Annotated in this window: 14 protein-coding genes; 7 read left to right on the forward strand and 7 right to left on the reverse strand. The window is 68.2% G+C overall.

The window, feature by feature from the left end; genetic code table 11:
* Positions 1-80: 80 nt before the first annotated feature.
* A complete protein-coding gene (locus tag ACFEMD_RS16855; protein ID WP_394742398.1) occupies positions 81-551 on the forward strand; it encodes a dCTP deaminase/dUTPase family protein in 471 nt (156 codons plus the stop codon).
* A gap of 253 nt (positions 552-804) precedes the next feature.
* Entirely contained in the window at positions 805-1,323 is a 519-nt protein-coding gene (locus ACFEMD_RS16860; RefSeq protein WP_394742400.1) for a hypothetical protein, read from the forward strand.
* 123 nt (positions 1,324-1,446) lie between these two features.
* Here ACFEMD_RS16860 and ACFEMD_RS16865 read toward each other — a convergent pair whose 3' ends face one another.
* Both ACFEMD_RS16865 and ACFEMD_RS16870 read right to left on the reverse strand, forming a co-directional pair.
* Positions 1,447-2,508, reverse strand: coding sequence for a DMT family transporter (locus tag ACFEMD_RS16865; RefSeq protein ID WP_394742401.1), 1,062 nt, complete (start codon positions 2,506-2,508; stop codon positions 1,447-1,449).
* A 169-nt stretch (positions 2,509-2,677) separates the two neighbouring features.
* Positions 2,678-4,252 (reverse strand): long-chain-fatty-acid--CoA ligase, encoded by a 1,575-nt coding sequence (locus tag ACFEMD_RS16870; RefSeq protein WP_394742402.1) that lies wholly within the window; start codon positions 4,250-4,252, stop codon positions 2,678-2,680.
* Positions 4,253-4,409: 157 nt separating this feature from the next.
* Here ACFEMD_RS16870 and ACFEMD_RS16875 point away from each other — a divergent pair, with 157 nt between their 5' ends.
* On the forward strand, positions 4,410-5,024 hold the full coding sequence (locus ACFEMD_RS16875; RefSeq protein ID WP_394742403.1) for a universal stress protein: 615 nt from the start codon (positions 4,410-4,412) through the stop codon (positions 5,022-5,024).
* A 28-nt stretch (positions 5,025-5,052) separates the two neighbouring features.
* Here the strand turns inward: ACFEMD_RS16875 and ACFEMD_RS16880 are convergent, their stop codons facing one another.
* The gene (locus tag ACFEMD_RS16880; RefSeq protein ID WP_394742405.1) at positions 5,053-5,700 is read right to left on the reverse strand and encodes a DUF7344 domain-containing protein; all 648 of its coding nucleotides are present in this window, start codon (positions 5,698-5,700) and stop codon (positions 5,053-5,055) included.
* A 237-nt stretch (positions 5,701-5,937) separates the two neighbouring features.
* Between ACFEMD_RS16880 and ACFEMD_RS16885 the strand changes: the two genes are divergently transcribed.
* The gene (locus ACFEMD_RS16885; RefSeq protein WP_394742406.1) at positions 5,938-6,339 is read left to right on the forward strand and encodes a ubiquitin family protein; all 402 of its coding nucleotides are present in this window, start codon (positions 5,938-5,940) and stop codon (positions 6,337-6,339) included.
* A 96-nt stretch (positions 6,340-6,435) separates the two neighbouring features.
* Here the strand turns inward: ACFEMD_RS16885 and ACFEMD_RS16890 are convergent, their stop codons facing one another.
* Positions 6,436-6,762 carry an Htur_1727 family rSAM-partnered candidate RiPP gene (locus ACFEMD_RS16890; RefSeq protein ID WP_394742407.1) on the reverse strand — a complete coding sequence of 109 codons (327 nt, stop codon included), beginning with the start codon at positions 6,760-6,762 and terminating at the stop codon, positions 6,436-6,438.
* 117 nt (positions 6,763-6,879) lie between these two features.
* Between ACFEMD_RS16890 and ACFEMD_RS16895 the strand changes: the two genes are divergently transcribed.
* Entirely contained in the window at positions 6,880-7,974 is a 1,095-nt protein-coding gene (locus tag ACFEMD_RS16895) for a radical SAM protein (protein ID WP_394742408.1), read from the forward strand.
* A 39-nt stretch (positions 7,975-8,013) separates the two neighbouring features.
* The gene (locus tag ACFEMD_RS16900; RefSeq protein WP_394742410.1) at positions 8,014-9,234 is read left to right on the forward strand and encodes an FAD-dependent oxidoreductase; all 1,221 of its coding nucleotides are present in this window, start codon (positions 8,014-8,016) and stop codon (positions 9,232-9,234) included.
* Here the strand turns inward: ACFEMD_RS16900 and kynU are convergent.
* Entirely contained in the window at positions 9,231-10,526 is a 1,296-nt protein-coding gene (kynU, locus tag ACFEMD_RS16905) for a kynureninase (protein ID WP_394742754.1), read from the reverse strand. The genes ACFEMD_RS16900 and kynU overlap by 4 nt on opposite strands.
* Before the next feature lie 119 nt (positions 10,527-10,645).
* Between kynU and ACFEMD_RS16910 the strand changes: the two genes are divergently transcribed.
* The gene (locus ACFEMD_RS16910) at positions 10,646-11,605 is read left to right on the forward strand and encodes an alpha/beta hydrolase (protein WP_394742411.1); all 960 of its coding nucleotides are present in this window, start codon (positions 10,646-10,648) and stop codon (positions 11,603-11,605) included.
* A 14-nt stretch (positions 11,606-11,619) separates the two neighbouring features.
* Here the strand turns inward: ACFEMD_RS16910 and ACFEMD_RS16915 are convergent, their stop codons facing one another.
* Together ACFEMD_RS16915 and ACFEMD_RS16920 are read right to left on the reverse strand one after the other, a co-directional pair.
* Complete coding sequence (locus ACFEMD_RS16915) at positions 11,620-12,288, reverse strand: type 1 glutamine amidotransferase (protein ID WP_394742412.1); 669 nt, start codon at positions 12,286-12,288, stop codon at positions 11,620-11,622.
* Positions 12,289-12,370: 82 nt separating this feature from the next.
* Entirely contained in the window at positions 12,371-14,200 is a 1,830-nt protein-coding gene (locus tag ACFEMD_RS16920; RefSeq protein WP_394742414.1) for an acetyl-CoA carboxylase biotin carboxylase subunit, read from the reverse strand.
* Between the last annotated feature and the right edge of the window lies 1 nt (position 14,201).

Genomic DNA, 14,201 nt, shown 5'->3' on the forward strand with positions numbered 1-14,201 from the left:
TTCCGACCGACGGTACGATACCGTTTCGCTCTCTCCGGGCGGCACATTTTTTGCCGCTCGGGACCGTCGGTTCGACCGATATGAGCGACGACCACCCGATCGCCGACGCCGTCGACAACCTCGTGTACGAACCGGTACAAGTCCACGACCGCGGGATCGACCTGACGGTGAGCGCGATCTACGAGGTCGCCGCCCCGGGAAGCCTCGACTTCGGCGGCGACGAACTGGCAGACGCCGACCTCGAGCCGGTCGAAACCAGCCGGCGCGACCCCGACGACGAGTACGGCTGGTGGTCCCTCGAGGGCGGCCGGTACGTCCTCCAGCACAACGAGTTCCTCACCGACCTCGAGGAGCCGCTGCTCCTCCAGCCGAACAACGAGCTGCTCGCCCGCGGAGGGTCTCACCCGACCGTCCAGGTCAGTTCCCACCTCCCGCTGCTCCCGCTTTCGGTTCCCGACGGCGGGATCGAGATCAAGGAGAACGCTCGCGTCTCGACGCTCTCTCCCGTCGGGGGCGGGACACCCGGGAAAAATCGGGCTGAAAGCCAGTAGCGCTAGCGGGTCCAGCCCCAGGGACAGCCGGCGGCTGCACCTGCCGTTCGAACTCAGCGGTCAGCTCAGTTCCCTCTCCCTTTCCTTACCGATCGGGGAAAACTGGCCTCGCTCGAGCGCAGCGAGGCCGAGCGAATACACAGCCGCGAAACGTGGCTGACCGGGGCCGTCCGACCGCCGCCACGGACCGCCGACGAACACGACGGTGATCGTGGGCCCGAAGATACTTACTCCGATGGGAGACTCGTCAGCTATGCATCGACGGGGCGTCCTCGCTTCGCTCAGTTCGGCGTCGATCGGTGGCGCCGCGGTCTGTGTCGCCGCCCTCGGTAACCGGGGCGAGGATGTCCATCTCGGCCGAATCATCCTCACGAACCAGACCCAGCGCGAGCGAACCGCTCACGTCGACGTTTACCGGGACGACGAGCGTGTCTTCTCGACGACCGAGACGGTCGCGGCGTACGACGACGAAGCGGGAGTCGTCCCGGGGGCGGACGTCGACTGCGGCTGGCCGGCCGAACCGGGACGGTACCGCGTCGACGTTCGATTCGACGGCCACGAAACGGCGTCGATCCAGGTGTTCGAGACGGAGTCGGCCAGGGACGCCGACGACGGTGAACGGCCGGACGACCGCGAAGACGATCGAGCGATCGACTGTTACGCCGCTGTCGCCGACCTGTTGGCGTACGACGAGACGAGGACGTGGTTCGCGCGGTGTCGGTCGACGACCTCGGACCCGTCGGCGGACGTGTGTCATCTCGAGGCGGAGTGACTGGAACTCGCCTCGACGGCGAGGGAGTCGGGCGTCAGGCCCGATCCGCCGGTACCTCCCCACGATCGGATGGACCCAGAGAAGGCGACCGGACGATTCGCGTTCGTTTTCGATACGAGCAGCTCAGTCGTCAGCTACCGGTTGGGCGGTTCCGTTCCGGCCGTTGGAGGGACCGTACCCCTGACCCATGCTGACACGGGAGCGCTCGAGGGTCGGCTCCTCGAGGACGTACTCGTTGCCGCGCACCCGAACCGTGCCGCCCTCGGCGGGGACCCGTCGCGAGCCCCGAAGGCCGCGAACGAGCCGCCAGAGGGGCCGAACCTGACAGAGCGCGAACCCGACGGCGATGAGCCCGAAGCCGACCACCATCGCGGCCGTGATCGGTTCGGCCAGCATCGCCGCGCCGAACACCGCCGCAACGATTGGGGTCGCGTAGCTGACGAGGCTCGCGTTGGTCGGCCCGACGCCCTCGAGCAGCGCGAAGTACAGCAGGAAGCCGCCGACGGTGGAGACGACGCCGAGGTAGGCGATCGCCGCGAGCGCCCCGCCGTTCCAGTCGACTCCCGAGAGCGCCTCCGCCGGGTGGACGATGCTGGCGGCGTGAAGGATCGCCGCGCCGACGAGCATCGACCAGGCCTGCAGCGAGACCAGCGGGAGGGTCCGGGAGAATCGCTGGGTAAGCACGGAGCCGAACGCGAACGTGACGGCCGCGCCGAACAGGAGCGCGATGCCCGCGAATCGACCGCCGAGGGACCCACCCGCGACGGCGATGGCGGCGACGCCGACGAATCCGACGAGCAAGCCGAGACCGTCCGTCGCTCGAATCCGGTGGAACGGAAGGACCGCGAGCGCGATTGCGGGGGTGACGATCGGCGCGAAGCTCAGCACGATCGCCGCGACGCTGCTCGAGACGTAGCGCTGTCCGAGAAACAGCAGGGCGAAGTGGGCTCCGATCAGGAAAACCCCGGTCGTCAGGACCAGCCAGATGTCGTCACGGCTCCCCGGGCGCAACCGGGCACCGCTCGCGACGACGAGCGCGAAGAAAATCAGCGCAGCGGTATCGAAACGAAACGCCGCGAACAGGAGCGGCGGCAACGAGTCCAGTCCGACCTCGATCGCGGTAAATCCAGATCCCCACACGACAGCTAACAGTCCGAATAGGAGTACATCTCTTGTGTTCGTCATTTGCACCTCGCGCCCACCCGCAGGAAAGGCGACGTCTTAGGTACGTAATGCTAAAGTAAAGGATTTTTGAGAACCGTGATATCACGCCCCACCGGGGCGCACGCGGGTGACGATTTCGTCTCCCGACCTCGCCCGGCGTCTCGTGGCCCGAACCCCGTTCCTCGGGCCGCTACTCCGCGGCGTCCTCCTCGCGCTCGCGGAGCTTGAACTTCTGGACCTTCCCGGTGGTCGTCCGGGGAAGTTCCTCGACGAACTCGACTTCGCGAGGGTGTTTGTACTCCGCGAGGTTCGTCAGACAGTACTCCCTGATCCCGTCGGGTTCGACGTCGGCATCGGGAACGGGGACGACGTACGCCTTCACAGTCTCGCCGCGGCGCTCGTCTGGAATCCCGACGACCGCGGCGTCGGCGACCGCCTCGTGCTCGAACAGCAACTCTTCGACCTCCCGCGGGTAGACGTTGTAGCCGCCCGTGACGATCATGTGTTTCTCGCGGTCGACGACGTAGAAGAAGTCGTCCTCGTCGCGGTAGCCGAGATCGCCCGTGTGGAACCACCGCTTGCCGTCGCTTTCGGTGAACGCCCTCTCGTCGGCCTCGGGGAGGCCGTAGTAGCCCTTCATCACGTTCGGCCCGGAGACGACGATTTCGCCGGCGATCTCGTCGATATCCGTCTTCGCTTCGTCGACGGGCCCCTCGGCGATCGGGGCGAGTTCCTCGAAGTTCCCGTCGACGACTCGAGCCTCTACCCTAGGAACGGTCCGCCCGATACTGCCGACGCGTCGCCCGTCGACGGGACTGTTGAAGTGGGTAATCGGGCTGGTCTCGGTCAGTCCGTACCCCTCGTAGAGCTGCACGTCGTACAGCTCTTCGAACCGACGGAGGACTTCGACGGGGATGCCCGAGCCGCCGACACCACAGAGCCGCAGCGAGGAGAGATCGAACGACTCGGCGTCGGGCTGGTTGATGACGTCGTTGTACATCGCCGGCACGCCGTGCATCAGCGTCAGCTCCTGGTCCTCGACGATCGAGACGGCCTCCTGGGCGTCCCACTCCGGCACCGCGTAGTAGGTACCGCCCCCGAACAGCGTCGCGTTCATCACGACGGTCATCCCGTAGATATGGAACAGCGGAAGGACGCCGAGCTGTTTGTCGTCCGGGCGGATCCCCTCCGGAATGAGTTCGTTGGCCATCCGGGTGTTGGACTCGAGGTTGCGGTGGGTGAGCTGGACGCCCTTGGGACGGCCCGTCGTCCCGCTGGTGTAGGGCTGGACGGCGACGTCGTCGTCGTCACGCTCGACGACGTCCGGTGTGCCGGGCTCGAGGAACTCCTCGAAAGGCGTCGCGCCGTCTGCCTCGCCGCCGACTGCGACGACGTGTTCGACGTCGGTCTCGTCGCGGACCTCCTCGACGAACGGAACGAGATCGGCCAGCGTAACGACGACCGTCGCTCCGCTGTCGGCGAGCAGGTGACCGATCTCGCGGGCCTTGTACTGGGGGTTCATCGGGACGACGACCCCGGCTGCCCGCAGCGTGCCGTGGAAGGCGATGACGAACGGCGGCACGTTCGGCAGGTAGATCGCGACCCGGTCGTCCTCGCCGATTCCGCGTGCCTCGAGCGCGGCGGCGAAGGCGCCGGTCTGACCCCAAAACTCCTCGTAGCTCGTCTCGCTCCCCTGGAACCCGATCGCAGCGTTCTCGCCATGCTGGCGGACGGTCTTCGCGACGTGATTGACAAGATTTGCCATGTTCCACGACAACGTCTTCGCGTACGATGAAAAGCGTTCACACTGTTCGAGACGTTCGGTGAATCGGCTACCGGAAATAACGCCTGCCGACGGACGAGTCGGTACTACCGGCCGCCGGCACGGGCTATTTATCCCCGCCACGCTAACCTTCGGTCCGATGTACCAGAACGTCCTCGTGCCGACGGACGGGAGCGACGGGACCCGACGAGCGATCACGCACGCGCTGACGATCGCGGACCGCTTCGACGCGACGGTCCACGCGCTGTCGGTCGTTCCCGAGGGGCCGCTCGGTACCCTCGAGGATCGGGCGGACGTAACCGCGGGCGCACGACGAGCGGTCGAACGGGTCGAGACCGAAGCCGTCCGCGACGGAGTCGCGGTCACGACCGCGGTCGAAAGCGGCGTTCCCCACGAGGAGATCCTCGACTACATCGACGAGGCGGGGATCGACATGGTCGTCATGGGAACGCAGGGACGGACGGGACTCGACCGCGTGCTGGTCGGGAGCGTCGCCGAGCGGGTCGTCCGGCTGTCGGACGTTCCGGTCGTCAGCGTTCGGCTCACCGACGAGATCGAGATCGAAGCGCCCGAGGCGGCCGAGCGCATCGCCCGCACGAAGGCGACCGACGAGGGGTACGCCGAGCTCTCGCTTCGGGAACAACCCTACCGGACCAGCGGAACCTGGACGGTTACGCTCGAGACCGACCGTGGACTCGTCGCGATCGACGTCGACGCGGTTACGGGAACGGCTCGAATAGCAGAAACGGAGTAACAGACACCACCCTTTCGTTCTCGAGTCCCTACTCCGAGAACGGACCGAACGACGGTTTGTAGTTCGTCCCAACCAGCAGCGCGAACGCCGCGGTGGCGATCGTCCCGACCGCCAGTCCGGGGATCGCGATCGCGCCGATGACGGCCGCGAGCGCGAAACTCGTCGCGGCGGCGTTGACGGCGGCGTAGACGCCGATCGCCGAGGACAGTAGCAGGCTCGCGCTCGTGACGGCGAGGACGGTCTCGCGGCGCTCGAGCCAGCCGCCGACGTCGGTGTTGGCGTCGGCCTCGCCGTCGGCGCCGGGCAACTCGAGGTACGGGCGGAACAGCTCGAGCGTCTCGGTCGGGCGGACGATCCCGCGGGACTTGTTGTACTCGATGATCCCCTCCGAGTCGAGTTTCGGGAGGTGGGACTGGTACAGCGGGATGTAGACGCGCTGGCGCTCCGTCGAGTTCAGCTCCGCGACGGTCGTGTCGTTTTCTATGGCGGCGACGTACTCGGCGACGTCGCGCATCCTGACCGGTTCGTCGTGCTCGAGGAGGTAGCGGATCGCGTCACGACGGCGGTTCGTCTGGAGAATGTGGAAGACGTCGTCGTCGTCGAGCGACACCGTCTCCGCGCTCGAGTCTTGCCCGTCGTCGGCGGAACGCGGTAGGTGGTCTGTTTGGAGGGACATCGTCTGCACTCAAACGCAGCAATCAACGACACATAATCTTTTTCTTCCTTCGCCTAGGCTGAAATACTGTTTATTTCTTACTAAATGTTGTCTGAAGTTCCGCCGATCCCCAAAAATAGTCATCGCCAACCGATTCGGGAAACCGTCGTACCGAGGGCCGATGCGGTCGATGCGGCTCCGGGACCGACGAACATGTTCGGAGCCATCCGTTTGGTTGCTCGGCCCGTCGTCTCGGGTATGACAACGGAGACGACCGCTGCGGTCGACCAGCAGGCGCGAACGACGACCGTCGACGTTCGGTGTACGGGCCACGTCCGAGACGCCGTCGGCGACCACGACCTCGAGTTCACCTTCGAGGGGACGACCCTGCGGGAGTTCCTCGAGGCGTTCTTCGAGGAGTACGACGTCGAGGAGCTGCTCATCGCCGAGACCGAAGCCGACGCGACGGCCAGGGGCTGGGCGCCGGTTCCCGACGAGCTCCCCGGAACGTGGCGGAAGAACCCCGAGGGCGACCAGACCCGTCCCTACGCTCGCGTCTGTATCAACGGGCGGTTCAACGAGCACTTCGAGGGGTTCGAGACCGAACTCGAGGAGAGTGACCGGGTAGCGCTGATCTATCCGTTCATGTTCTGTTGCTGAGTCGCGCCGTCGTTCATACGGTTTACTGTAAGTCATTTCCGGCGCAACCGCGACCTGGGCGGCGATTGTGCCGGTAAATCGTTACAGCAATCCGCATCAGCGCTCGCGCGCTCGAGGCGTTCCCTCGGTCTCCTCGTAGACGCGGGGCTCCGTCCCGTCTCCGGGAGCTCGACTCCCGTCATCGGGTTCGTTCTCTCGCGACGAGTACCGCTCGACGTCGTCTGCCGGACAGACCCACACCTCGACGGCGTACCAGCCGAACAGCCGCGAGGCGTGCTCGTGGGCCGTCTCGCCGTCAGCTGCGACCACGCTACCCGCGTAGGTCAGCGGATCGGACGCCTCGTCTCGAACGAACACCTCCCAGCGGGGGCTCGACCCCAAAGACTGGCCGTCGACCCTCGAGCGCACCGTCTTCTCGACCATACGGACGTCGAGTCGACGCCTCCCCGAAGTCGGTTGTGGCGAACATCTTCCCGCCCGTTCCCGGGCCTCGAGAACGCGAGGTCCGGTTTTGTCCCCGCCGCGACCAGTTTCGAACCGATGTACCACGTCGATACGTCCGAGCAACCGGTCGTGCTCATCTGGGAGGTCACCCAGGCCTGCGGCCTCTCCTGTGACCACTGCCGGGCCGACGCCCAGCCCGACCGTCACCCTGACGAGCTCTCGACCGCGGAGGGGAAACGGCTGCTCGAGGACGCGGCCGCGTTCGGGGAGGGACAGCTCGTGGTCCTCTCGGGCGGGGATCCGCTCGTCCGGGACGATATCGCGGAGCTGGTGGCCTACGGCGACGGACTGGGACTACGGATGACGATGACGCCAAGCGGAACCCGTTCGCTGTCGACCGAGCGGATCGAGGCCCTCGCCGACGCGGGGCTCAAGCGGATCGCCGTCAGTCTCGACGGGGCCGCCGCCGAGAGCCACGACGCCTTCCGCGGAGAGACGGGCAGTTTCGCCGAGACGATCCGAGCCGTCGAGGACGCGCGAGACGCCGGGATCCCCGTCCAGGTCAACACGACCGTCTGCCGGGAGACCGTCGGCGAACTCCCCGCGATCCGTTCGCTGGTGAGCGAGCTCGGCGCCGTCCTGTGGAGCGTGTTCTTCCTGGTCCCGATCGGTCGCGGGCGGGTCCTCGAGGCGATCGACCCCGCCGAGGCCGACGCCGTGATGCGGTGGCTCGCGGCCGTCGCCGATGAGGAGCCGTTCGGGCTCAAGACCACCGAGGCGCCCCACTACCGTCGCGTGGTCGCCCAGCGCAGCGCGAACGAGGCGTCGGACGCGGGCGGGGACGGGAGCAAAGGTGGCCGAACCGGGGTTATCGCGGGCGACGGCTTCGCGTTCGTCAGCCACACGGGCGAGGTCTACCCCTCGGGCTTTCTCCCGCAGTCGGTCGGCTCAGTCCGTGAACAGCCCGTCCACGAGCTGTACCGCGAGGCACCCCTGTTCCGCGAGCTCCGGGATCGGGACGCCCTCGAGGGGAAGTGCGGCGCCTGCCCCTACCGGACGATCTGCGGCGGGAGCCGCTCGCGGGCGTACGCCCACACCGGAGACCCCCTCGCGAGCGACCCGCTCTGTCCGTACGTTCCACCGGGGTACGACGGCCCCCTCCCGTGGGAATCCTCGAGCCCTACTGCGTGAGGTGAAAGGCATGTCCCTCCGCGGTCCCTGGGACGGAACATGAACAACCGAACCGACGTCCTCGTCGTCGGCGGCGGCGCCACCGGCACTGGAATCGCCAGAGACCTCGCGCTTCGGGGCGTCGACGTCACCCTCGCCGAGCGCGGCGGGCTCTCGGCGGGTACCTCGGGGCGCTCTCACGGCCTGCTCCACAGCGGCGCCCGGTACGCCGAGGCCGACGGCCCCGAAGCCCGGGCCTGTCTCGAGGAGAGCCGCACGCTCGCCGAGATCGCAGGCGCTTGCGTCAGGGAGACGGGCGGGCTCTTCGTCCAGCTGGACGGGGACGACCCCGCCTACTTCGAGACGAAACGCGAGGCCTGTGAGGAGGTCGGCATCCCGACGGAGGTCGTCGACGGCGATACCGCACGCGACGAGATTTCCGACCTGAGCGACGACGTCGAGCGGGCGATGCGCGTCCCCGACGGCGTCGTCCTCCCCTCGCGGCTGGTCGCGGCGAACGCGGCCGACGCCCGCGAACACGGCGCGGAGATTCTGACCCACGCACCGGTCACCGACATGCGCCGCAAGGACGGCCGCGTTACCGAGGTCGATCTCGGCGGCGAGGTCGGCGAGACGATCGAGCCGACGTACGTCGTCAACGCCGCCGGCCCCTACGCCGGCGACGTCGCCGCACTGGCCGGAGGGACGGTCGACCTCCGCCCGACGCGGGGCGTGATGATCTCGGTCGACTACGACCGGCTCGAGCCGGTTCTCAACCGCTGTCGGGATCCCGACGACGGCGACATAATCGTCCCCCACGACGACGAGGTCGTCCTCGGGACGACCAGCGTCCCCGTCGACGACCCCGAGGAGTACGAGCGAGCCGACTGGGAGGTCGAGCGCTCCGTCGAGGAGTGTGCGAAGATGCTGCCCGCGGTCGCCGACGCCGCCCACCTGCGGACGTGGTGGGGTGTCCGTCCCCTCTACGAACCCGAGGAGGCGGCCCTCGACGCGCGGGGCATCTCGCGGGGTTTTCACCTGCTCGACCACGCCGATGAGAACGTCGCCAACTTCGCGACGATCGTCGGCGGGAAGCTGACGACCTACCGGCGAATGGCCGAGGCGACGGCCGACCTGGCCTGTGCGGACCTCGGCGTCGACGCCGACTGCGAGACCGCGACCCGACGGCTCACCGGTGCAGACGATCCCGAGCGTCTCGACGCGCTCGTCGAGGAGTTCGACGGTCAGGGGCCGACCGACGAGGACGTCGTCGGCACTTAGCTCACGCTCTCGGCGGGATCGACGTCCTCGTAGGCGCCCGTCTCGAGGACGTTCCGGAGCTGGGCGACGAACTCGTGGACGTCGACGAAGCCGGTGTACAGCGGCGCCGGACAGACACGGATCACGTTCGGCGGGCGGAAGTCGACGACGACGCCGCGCTCGCGCAACGCCTCGCTGACTCGTTCGGCCTCGGGGTGTTCGATCGCCACGTGGCCGCCTCGATCCTCCGACGCCCGCGGCGTCCCGACCGTACAGCCGTACTCGGCGAGCGTCTCCTCGACGAGCCGGATGAGCGTCCCCGTCAGCGCGAGGGACTTCTCCCGGATCCGATCGATACCCGCCTCGTGAACGAGCTCGAGCGAGCCAGCAAGCGGGGCGGCGGCGAGCACCGGAACCGTCCCGATCTGCCACGCGCCCGCCGAATCCGCCGGCGTGAACCGCTCGCGGAGCTCGAACTGCGTCTCCTTCTCGTGGCCCCACCAGCCCGCGAGCCCCGGCGTCTCGCCGAAGTGACGTTCGTCGACGTAGAGCCCGGCGATCGCCCCCGGGCCGGCGTTGAGGTACTTGTAGCTACACCAGACCGCGAAGTCGACGTCGTGGGCGGAGAGCTGGTGGGGAACGACGCCGACCGAGTGTGCGAGATCGAAGCCCGCGAGCGCGTCCTGTTCGTGGGCCGCCTCGGTAATGCGCTCGATATCGAGCAGCTGCCCGCTCCGGTAGAGCACCGAGGGCATGAACACGATGCCGACCTCGCGGTCCTCTAGGGCCGCGACGACGTCCTCCTCCGCGATCGTTCGGCCGTCCCGGCTCTCGACGACGTGGAGGTTGTCGTCCGGATCGTGCCCGCGCTGGCGAAGCTGGGACCGGATCGCGTAGTGGTCGGTCGGGAAGTCGAGTTCGTTGACCAGGACTCCGGGCGGGCGATCTCCCCGCGCGTCCAGAAACGTACCGACGAGCGTGTGGATGTTGACGGTCGTCGAGTTGGCGACGACGACCTCCTCGCCGTCGGCGCCGACCAGCGCCGCGAGCTCGTCGCCGAGGGACTCGCCGTACCGGAACCAGGGGCGCTCGGCCTCGGTCCACGCCTCGATGCCGAGCTCGCGCCACTCCTCGAGGGCGCGCTCGAGCGATCGCTCGGCGGCGTCCGAGACCGGGCCGAGCGAGTTGCCGTCCAGGTAGAGTTCGCCGGGGACGTCGAACCGCTCCCGGAACTCGGCGAGGGGGTCGTTCGCGTCCCGTTCGCGGGGGTCGGCTGCGCCGTCGGGTCGATCCGGGTCGAAGCCGGGGTCCATGCCGGACAGTTGGGGAGTGTCCACTGGAAGGTTTCGGCACCGCGCCGCAGTCGCGGTCGTGACCGCACGATCCGACGGCTCGGCGGTACCGCTACTATCCTCCGGGACTCAGTCGGCGTATGGACGACGAGGCGACTGCGGAACTCGACCCCCAGCTCGCGGAACTCCTTCAAAGCGGCCGGGTGGCCGACCTCCCCGCGTGGCACGAGCTGTCCGTCTCGGAGGCGCGACGCCTCGAGGACGAGGTCTTCGCCGCGGGGGACGGGCCGACGCTCGAGCGGGTTCGAGACCGCCGTCTCGAGGGACCCGACGGCGACGTTCCGGTGCGGATCTATCGCCCCGGTCCGCGGGCCGAGCGGAGCCCGCCCCCGGCGCTGATCTTCTGCCACGGCGGCGGCTGGGTCCTCGGCACGCTCGATTCGGCCGACGACCTCTGTCGGGAGTTCGCGGCACGGATCGGCGCCGTAGTGGTCTCGGTCGACTACCGGCTGGCGCCCGAGCACCCGTTTCCGGCCGCCCTCGAGGACGCCTGGATCGCCCTCGAGTGGACCCGGGACGAGGCCGACCGGATCGGCGTCGACCCCGATCGCCTGGGCGTGGCCGGAACCAGCGCCGGAGGGGCGCTTGCCGCCGCGCTCGCGCTCCGGGCCCGCGAGCGGGACCTGCCCCTCGCCGTACAGCTTCTCTGTTACCCGATGCTCGATCGTGACCTCGAGCGGTCCTCGTACCGCGACCACGCGGAGGCGCCGTTGCTCTCCCGTTCGGACGTGGCGTGGTTCTGGGAGCAGTACCTCGCGAAGCCGGCCGACGCCGAGGACCCGCTCGCGGCCCCGCTGCGAGCCCACTCGCTCGCGGGCTGTCCGCCCGCGGTGGTCGCGACCGCGGGCCACGACGTGCTCCGGTCGGAGGGGGGCGCCTACGCCGACCGACTGCGAGCCGCCGGGGTCGAGACGCGTCACTGCCACTCTCCGTCGCTCGCTCACGGGTACCTGAGTCTCACCGACGAGGTCGACCGCGCCGACGCCGCAATGGACGACGTGGCCGACGCTGTCGGCTCACTGCTGAATCTCGATTCCTGACCGCAGCCTCCCGATCACTCCCGTCGCTCGTCGACGAGCGCCCGGAAGTTCTCGAAGACGCGCTCGGCCGAGACGTCGTCGAACGAAAACGACTTCGACTCCCAGCCGAAGTCCTCGACGAGGCGGTCGCGGACGGCGGCGGTGATCTCGGGGTGGAACTGGACGGTCCACAGCGGGGCCGACCGATGGCGCGTGCCGAACACGGGGGCGTGGTCGGCCGCGGCGATCAGGTCCATGTTCTCGCCCGACTCGGTGACGGCGTCGCCGTGGACCGCGGGGACGACGGAGTCGACGCCCTCGAACAGCGGATCGTCGGCGAGATCGGCCTCGACGAGCGTCGCGGTCGTGCCGACGTTCTCGACGGCTCCCCCGAGCGCCGCGTTGGCTACCTGGTGGCCGAAACAGACCCCCAGCGTCGGGATCTCTCGATCGACGAGGTCGCGGACCAGCGCCTCCTGGTCGGCGATCCACGGCCGACGGTCGGCCTCGTAGACGGCCGCCGTACTCCCCGTCAGCACGAGGCCGTCGGCGTCCTCGAGCGGGGGCCGCTCGCCCGCGACGAAGTCGATCTCGGTGGCGTCGGGAAACCGCGATGCCAGCGCGTCGCAGTGGTACTCGCAGTCGGGATCGACCTCGCTGCGAACCACGTACAGCGTCGAAGCAGTCGAACGGAGGGCGGTCATTCGTGTACTCTATTTCGCTATTCGTTCGCGGCAGTATATATTGCGATGGTTTCGCAATGGGGCGAGCGGACGGGCAGTACGACTACTCGAGGACGACCAGGGTGTCGCCCATGTCGGCGCTCTCGCCCTCCTCGACGGCGATCTGGGAGACGGTACCGCCTCGAGAGGCGACGATGTCGTTTTCCATCTTCATCGCCTCGAGGACGACCAGCACGTCGCCGGCTTCGACCTCGTCGCCGACCTCGACCTCGACGCCGAGGATCGTCCCCTGCATCTCGGCGTCGACGGTCTCGCCGTCGGCGTCGATCTCTGTCTCGGCCTCGCTGGAACCGCCGGCCGGCTCGGGCGGGCCGCCGGCCTGAGACTGGGCCCCACCGTTACCCGCCGGGATTGCCGGCGCGCCGTGTTCCTCGAGGTTGACCTCGAACCGTTTCCCGTTGACTTCGACGGTGAACTCCCGTTCGACGGCCTCCTCGTCGTCGTCCGTATCGGCGCTCTCGGACCCCCACTGAGCCTGGGCCTCCTCGATCCGGCTCTCGTCGAGCTCCTCGTCGAGATACTTCGTCGTGTGGGTGCTCTCGACGAACCGCTCGTCCGAGAGCATCAGCCGGTGGAACGGGATGATCGTCGGGATTCCCTCGATCTCGTACTCCCGAAGGGCCCGCAGCGAGCGCTCGAGACACTCCTCGCGGTCGGCGCCCCAGACGACCAGCTTCGCGATCATCGAGTCGTAGTCGGTCACGAGCTCGTCGCCCTGCTTGAGCGCGTCGTCGAGGCGAACGCCGATCCCGCCCGGCGGGTCGTAGGTCGTCAGCTCGCCGCCAGTCGCGGGCGCGAAATCGTTCGCGGCGTTCTCGGCGTTGATGCGGAACTCGATGGCGTGGCCGTCGATATCGACGTCGTCCTGGGCGAAATCGACCGTCTCGCCCGCCGCGATCCTGATCTGGCGTTTAACGATGTCGATGCCCGTGATCTCCTCGGTGACGGTGTGTTCGACCTGGATCCGCGTGTTGACCTCGAGGAAGTAGAAGTTGGTGTCCGGCCCCAGCAGGCCGTCCCGGCCGAGGTCCTCCTCGACGAGGAACTCGACGGTGCCGGCGTTGGTGTAGTCGGCCGTGGCAACTCCGCGACGGGCGGCCTCGCCGATCCGTTCGCGGAGCTCGTCGGTCAGCGCCGCGGACGGTCCTTCCTCGATGACCTTCTGGTGACGGCGCTGGAGCGAGCAGTCCCGCTCGCCCAGGTGGCGGACGTTGCCCTCGCCGTCGGCGAGGATCTGGACCTCGATGTGACGCGGGTTCTCGAGGTAGCGCTCCAGATACACGGAGTCGTTGTCGAAGTACGCCTCGCCCTCCCGCTTTGCGCTCTCGAGTTGCTCCTCGACCTCGCTTTCGTCCCAGACGACCTTCATCCCGCGGCCGCCGCCGCCACCTTCGGCCTTGATGGCGATCGGGTACCCGTGTTCCTCGCCGAACGCTTTGACCTCCTCGGGGTCGGTGACGGGATCCGTGGTGCCGGGAACGATCGGGACGTCGGCCTCGCTCATGATCTTCCGGGCCTTGGTCTTCTCGCCCAGCGACTCCATCGCCGAACTCGAGGGGCCGACCCAGGTGATCCCGTCGGCGTCCTCGACCTTCGCCGCGAACTCGGCGTTCTCCGCGAGGAACCCGTAGCCGGGGTGGATCGCGTCGGCGTCGGCCTTGCGCGCGGCCTCGATGACGGCCTCGTGATCGAGATAGGAGTCGGCCGCGCGGGCCGGCCCGACGTTGTACGCCTCGTCGGCGTACCGGACGTGGCCCGAGTCCTTGTCGGCCTCCGAGTAGATCGCGACGGTTCCGACGTTCAACTCCTCGCAGGCCCGCATCACCCGAACGGCGATCTCCCCGCGGTTCGCGACGAGAACCTTCCTGAACATT

It is taken from the genome of Natronococcus roseus (assembly GCF_043677095.1).
Taxonomy (GTDB): Archaea; Halobacteriota; Halobacteria; order Halobacteriales; family Natrialbaceae; genus Natronococcus; species Natronococcus roseus.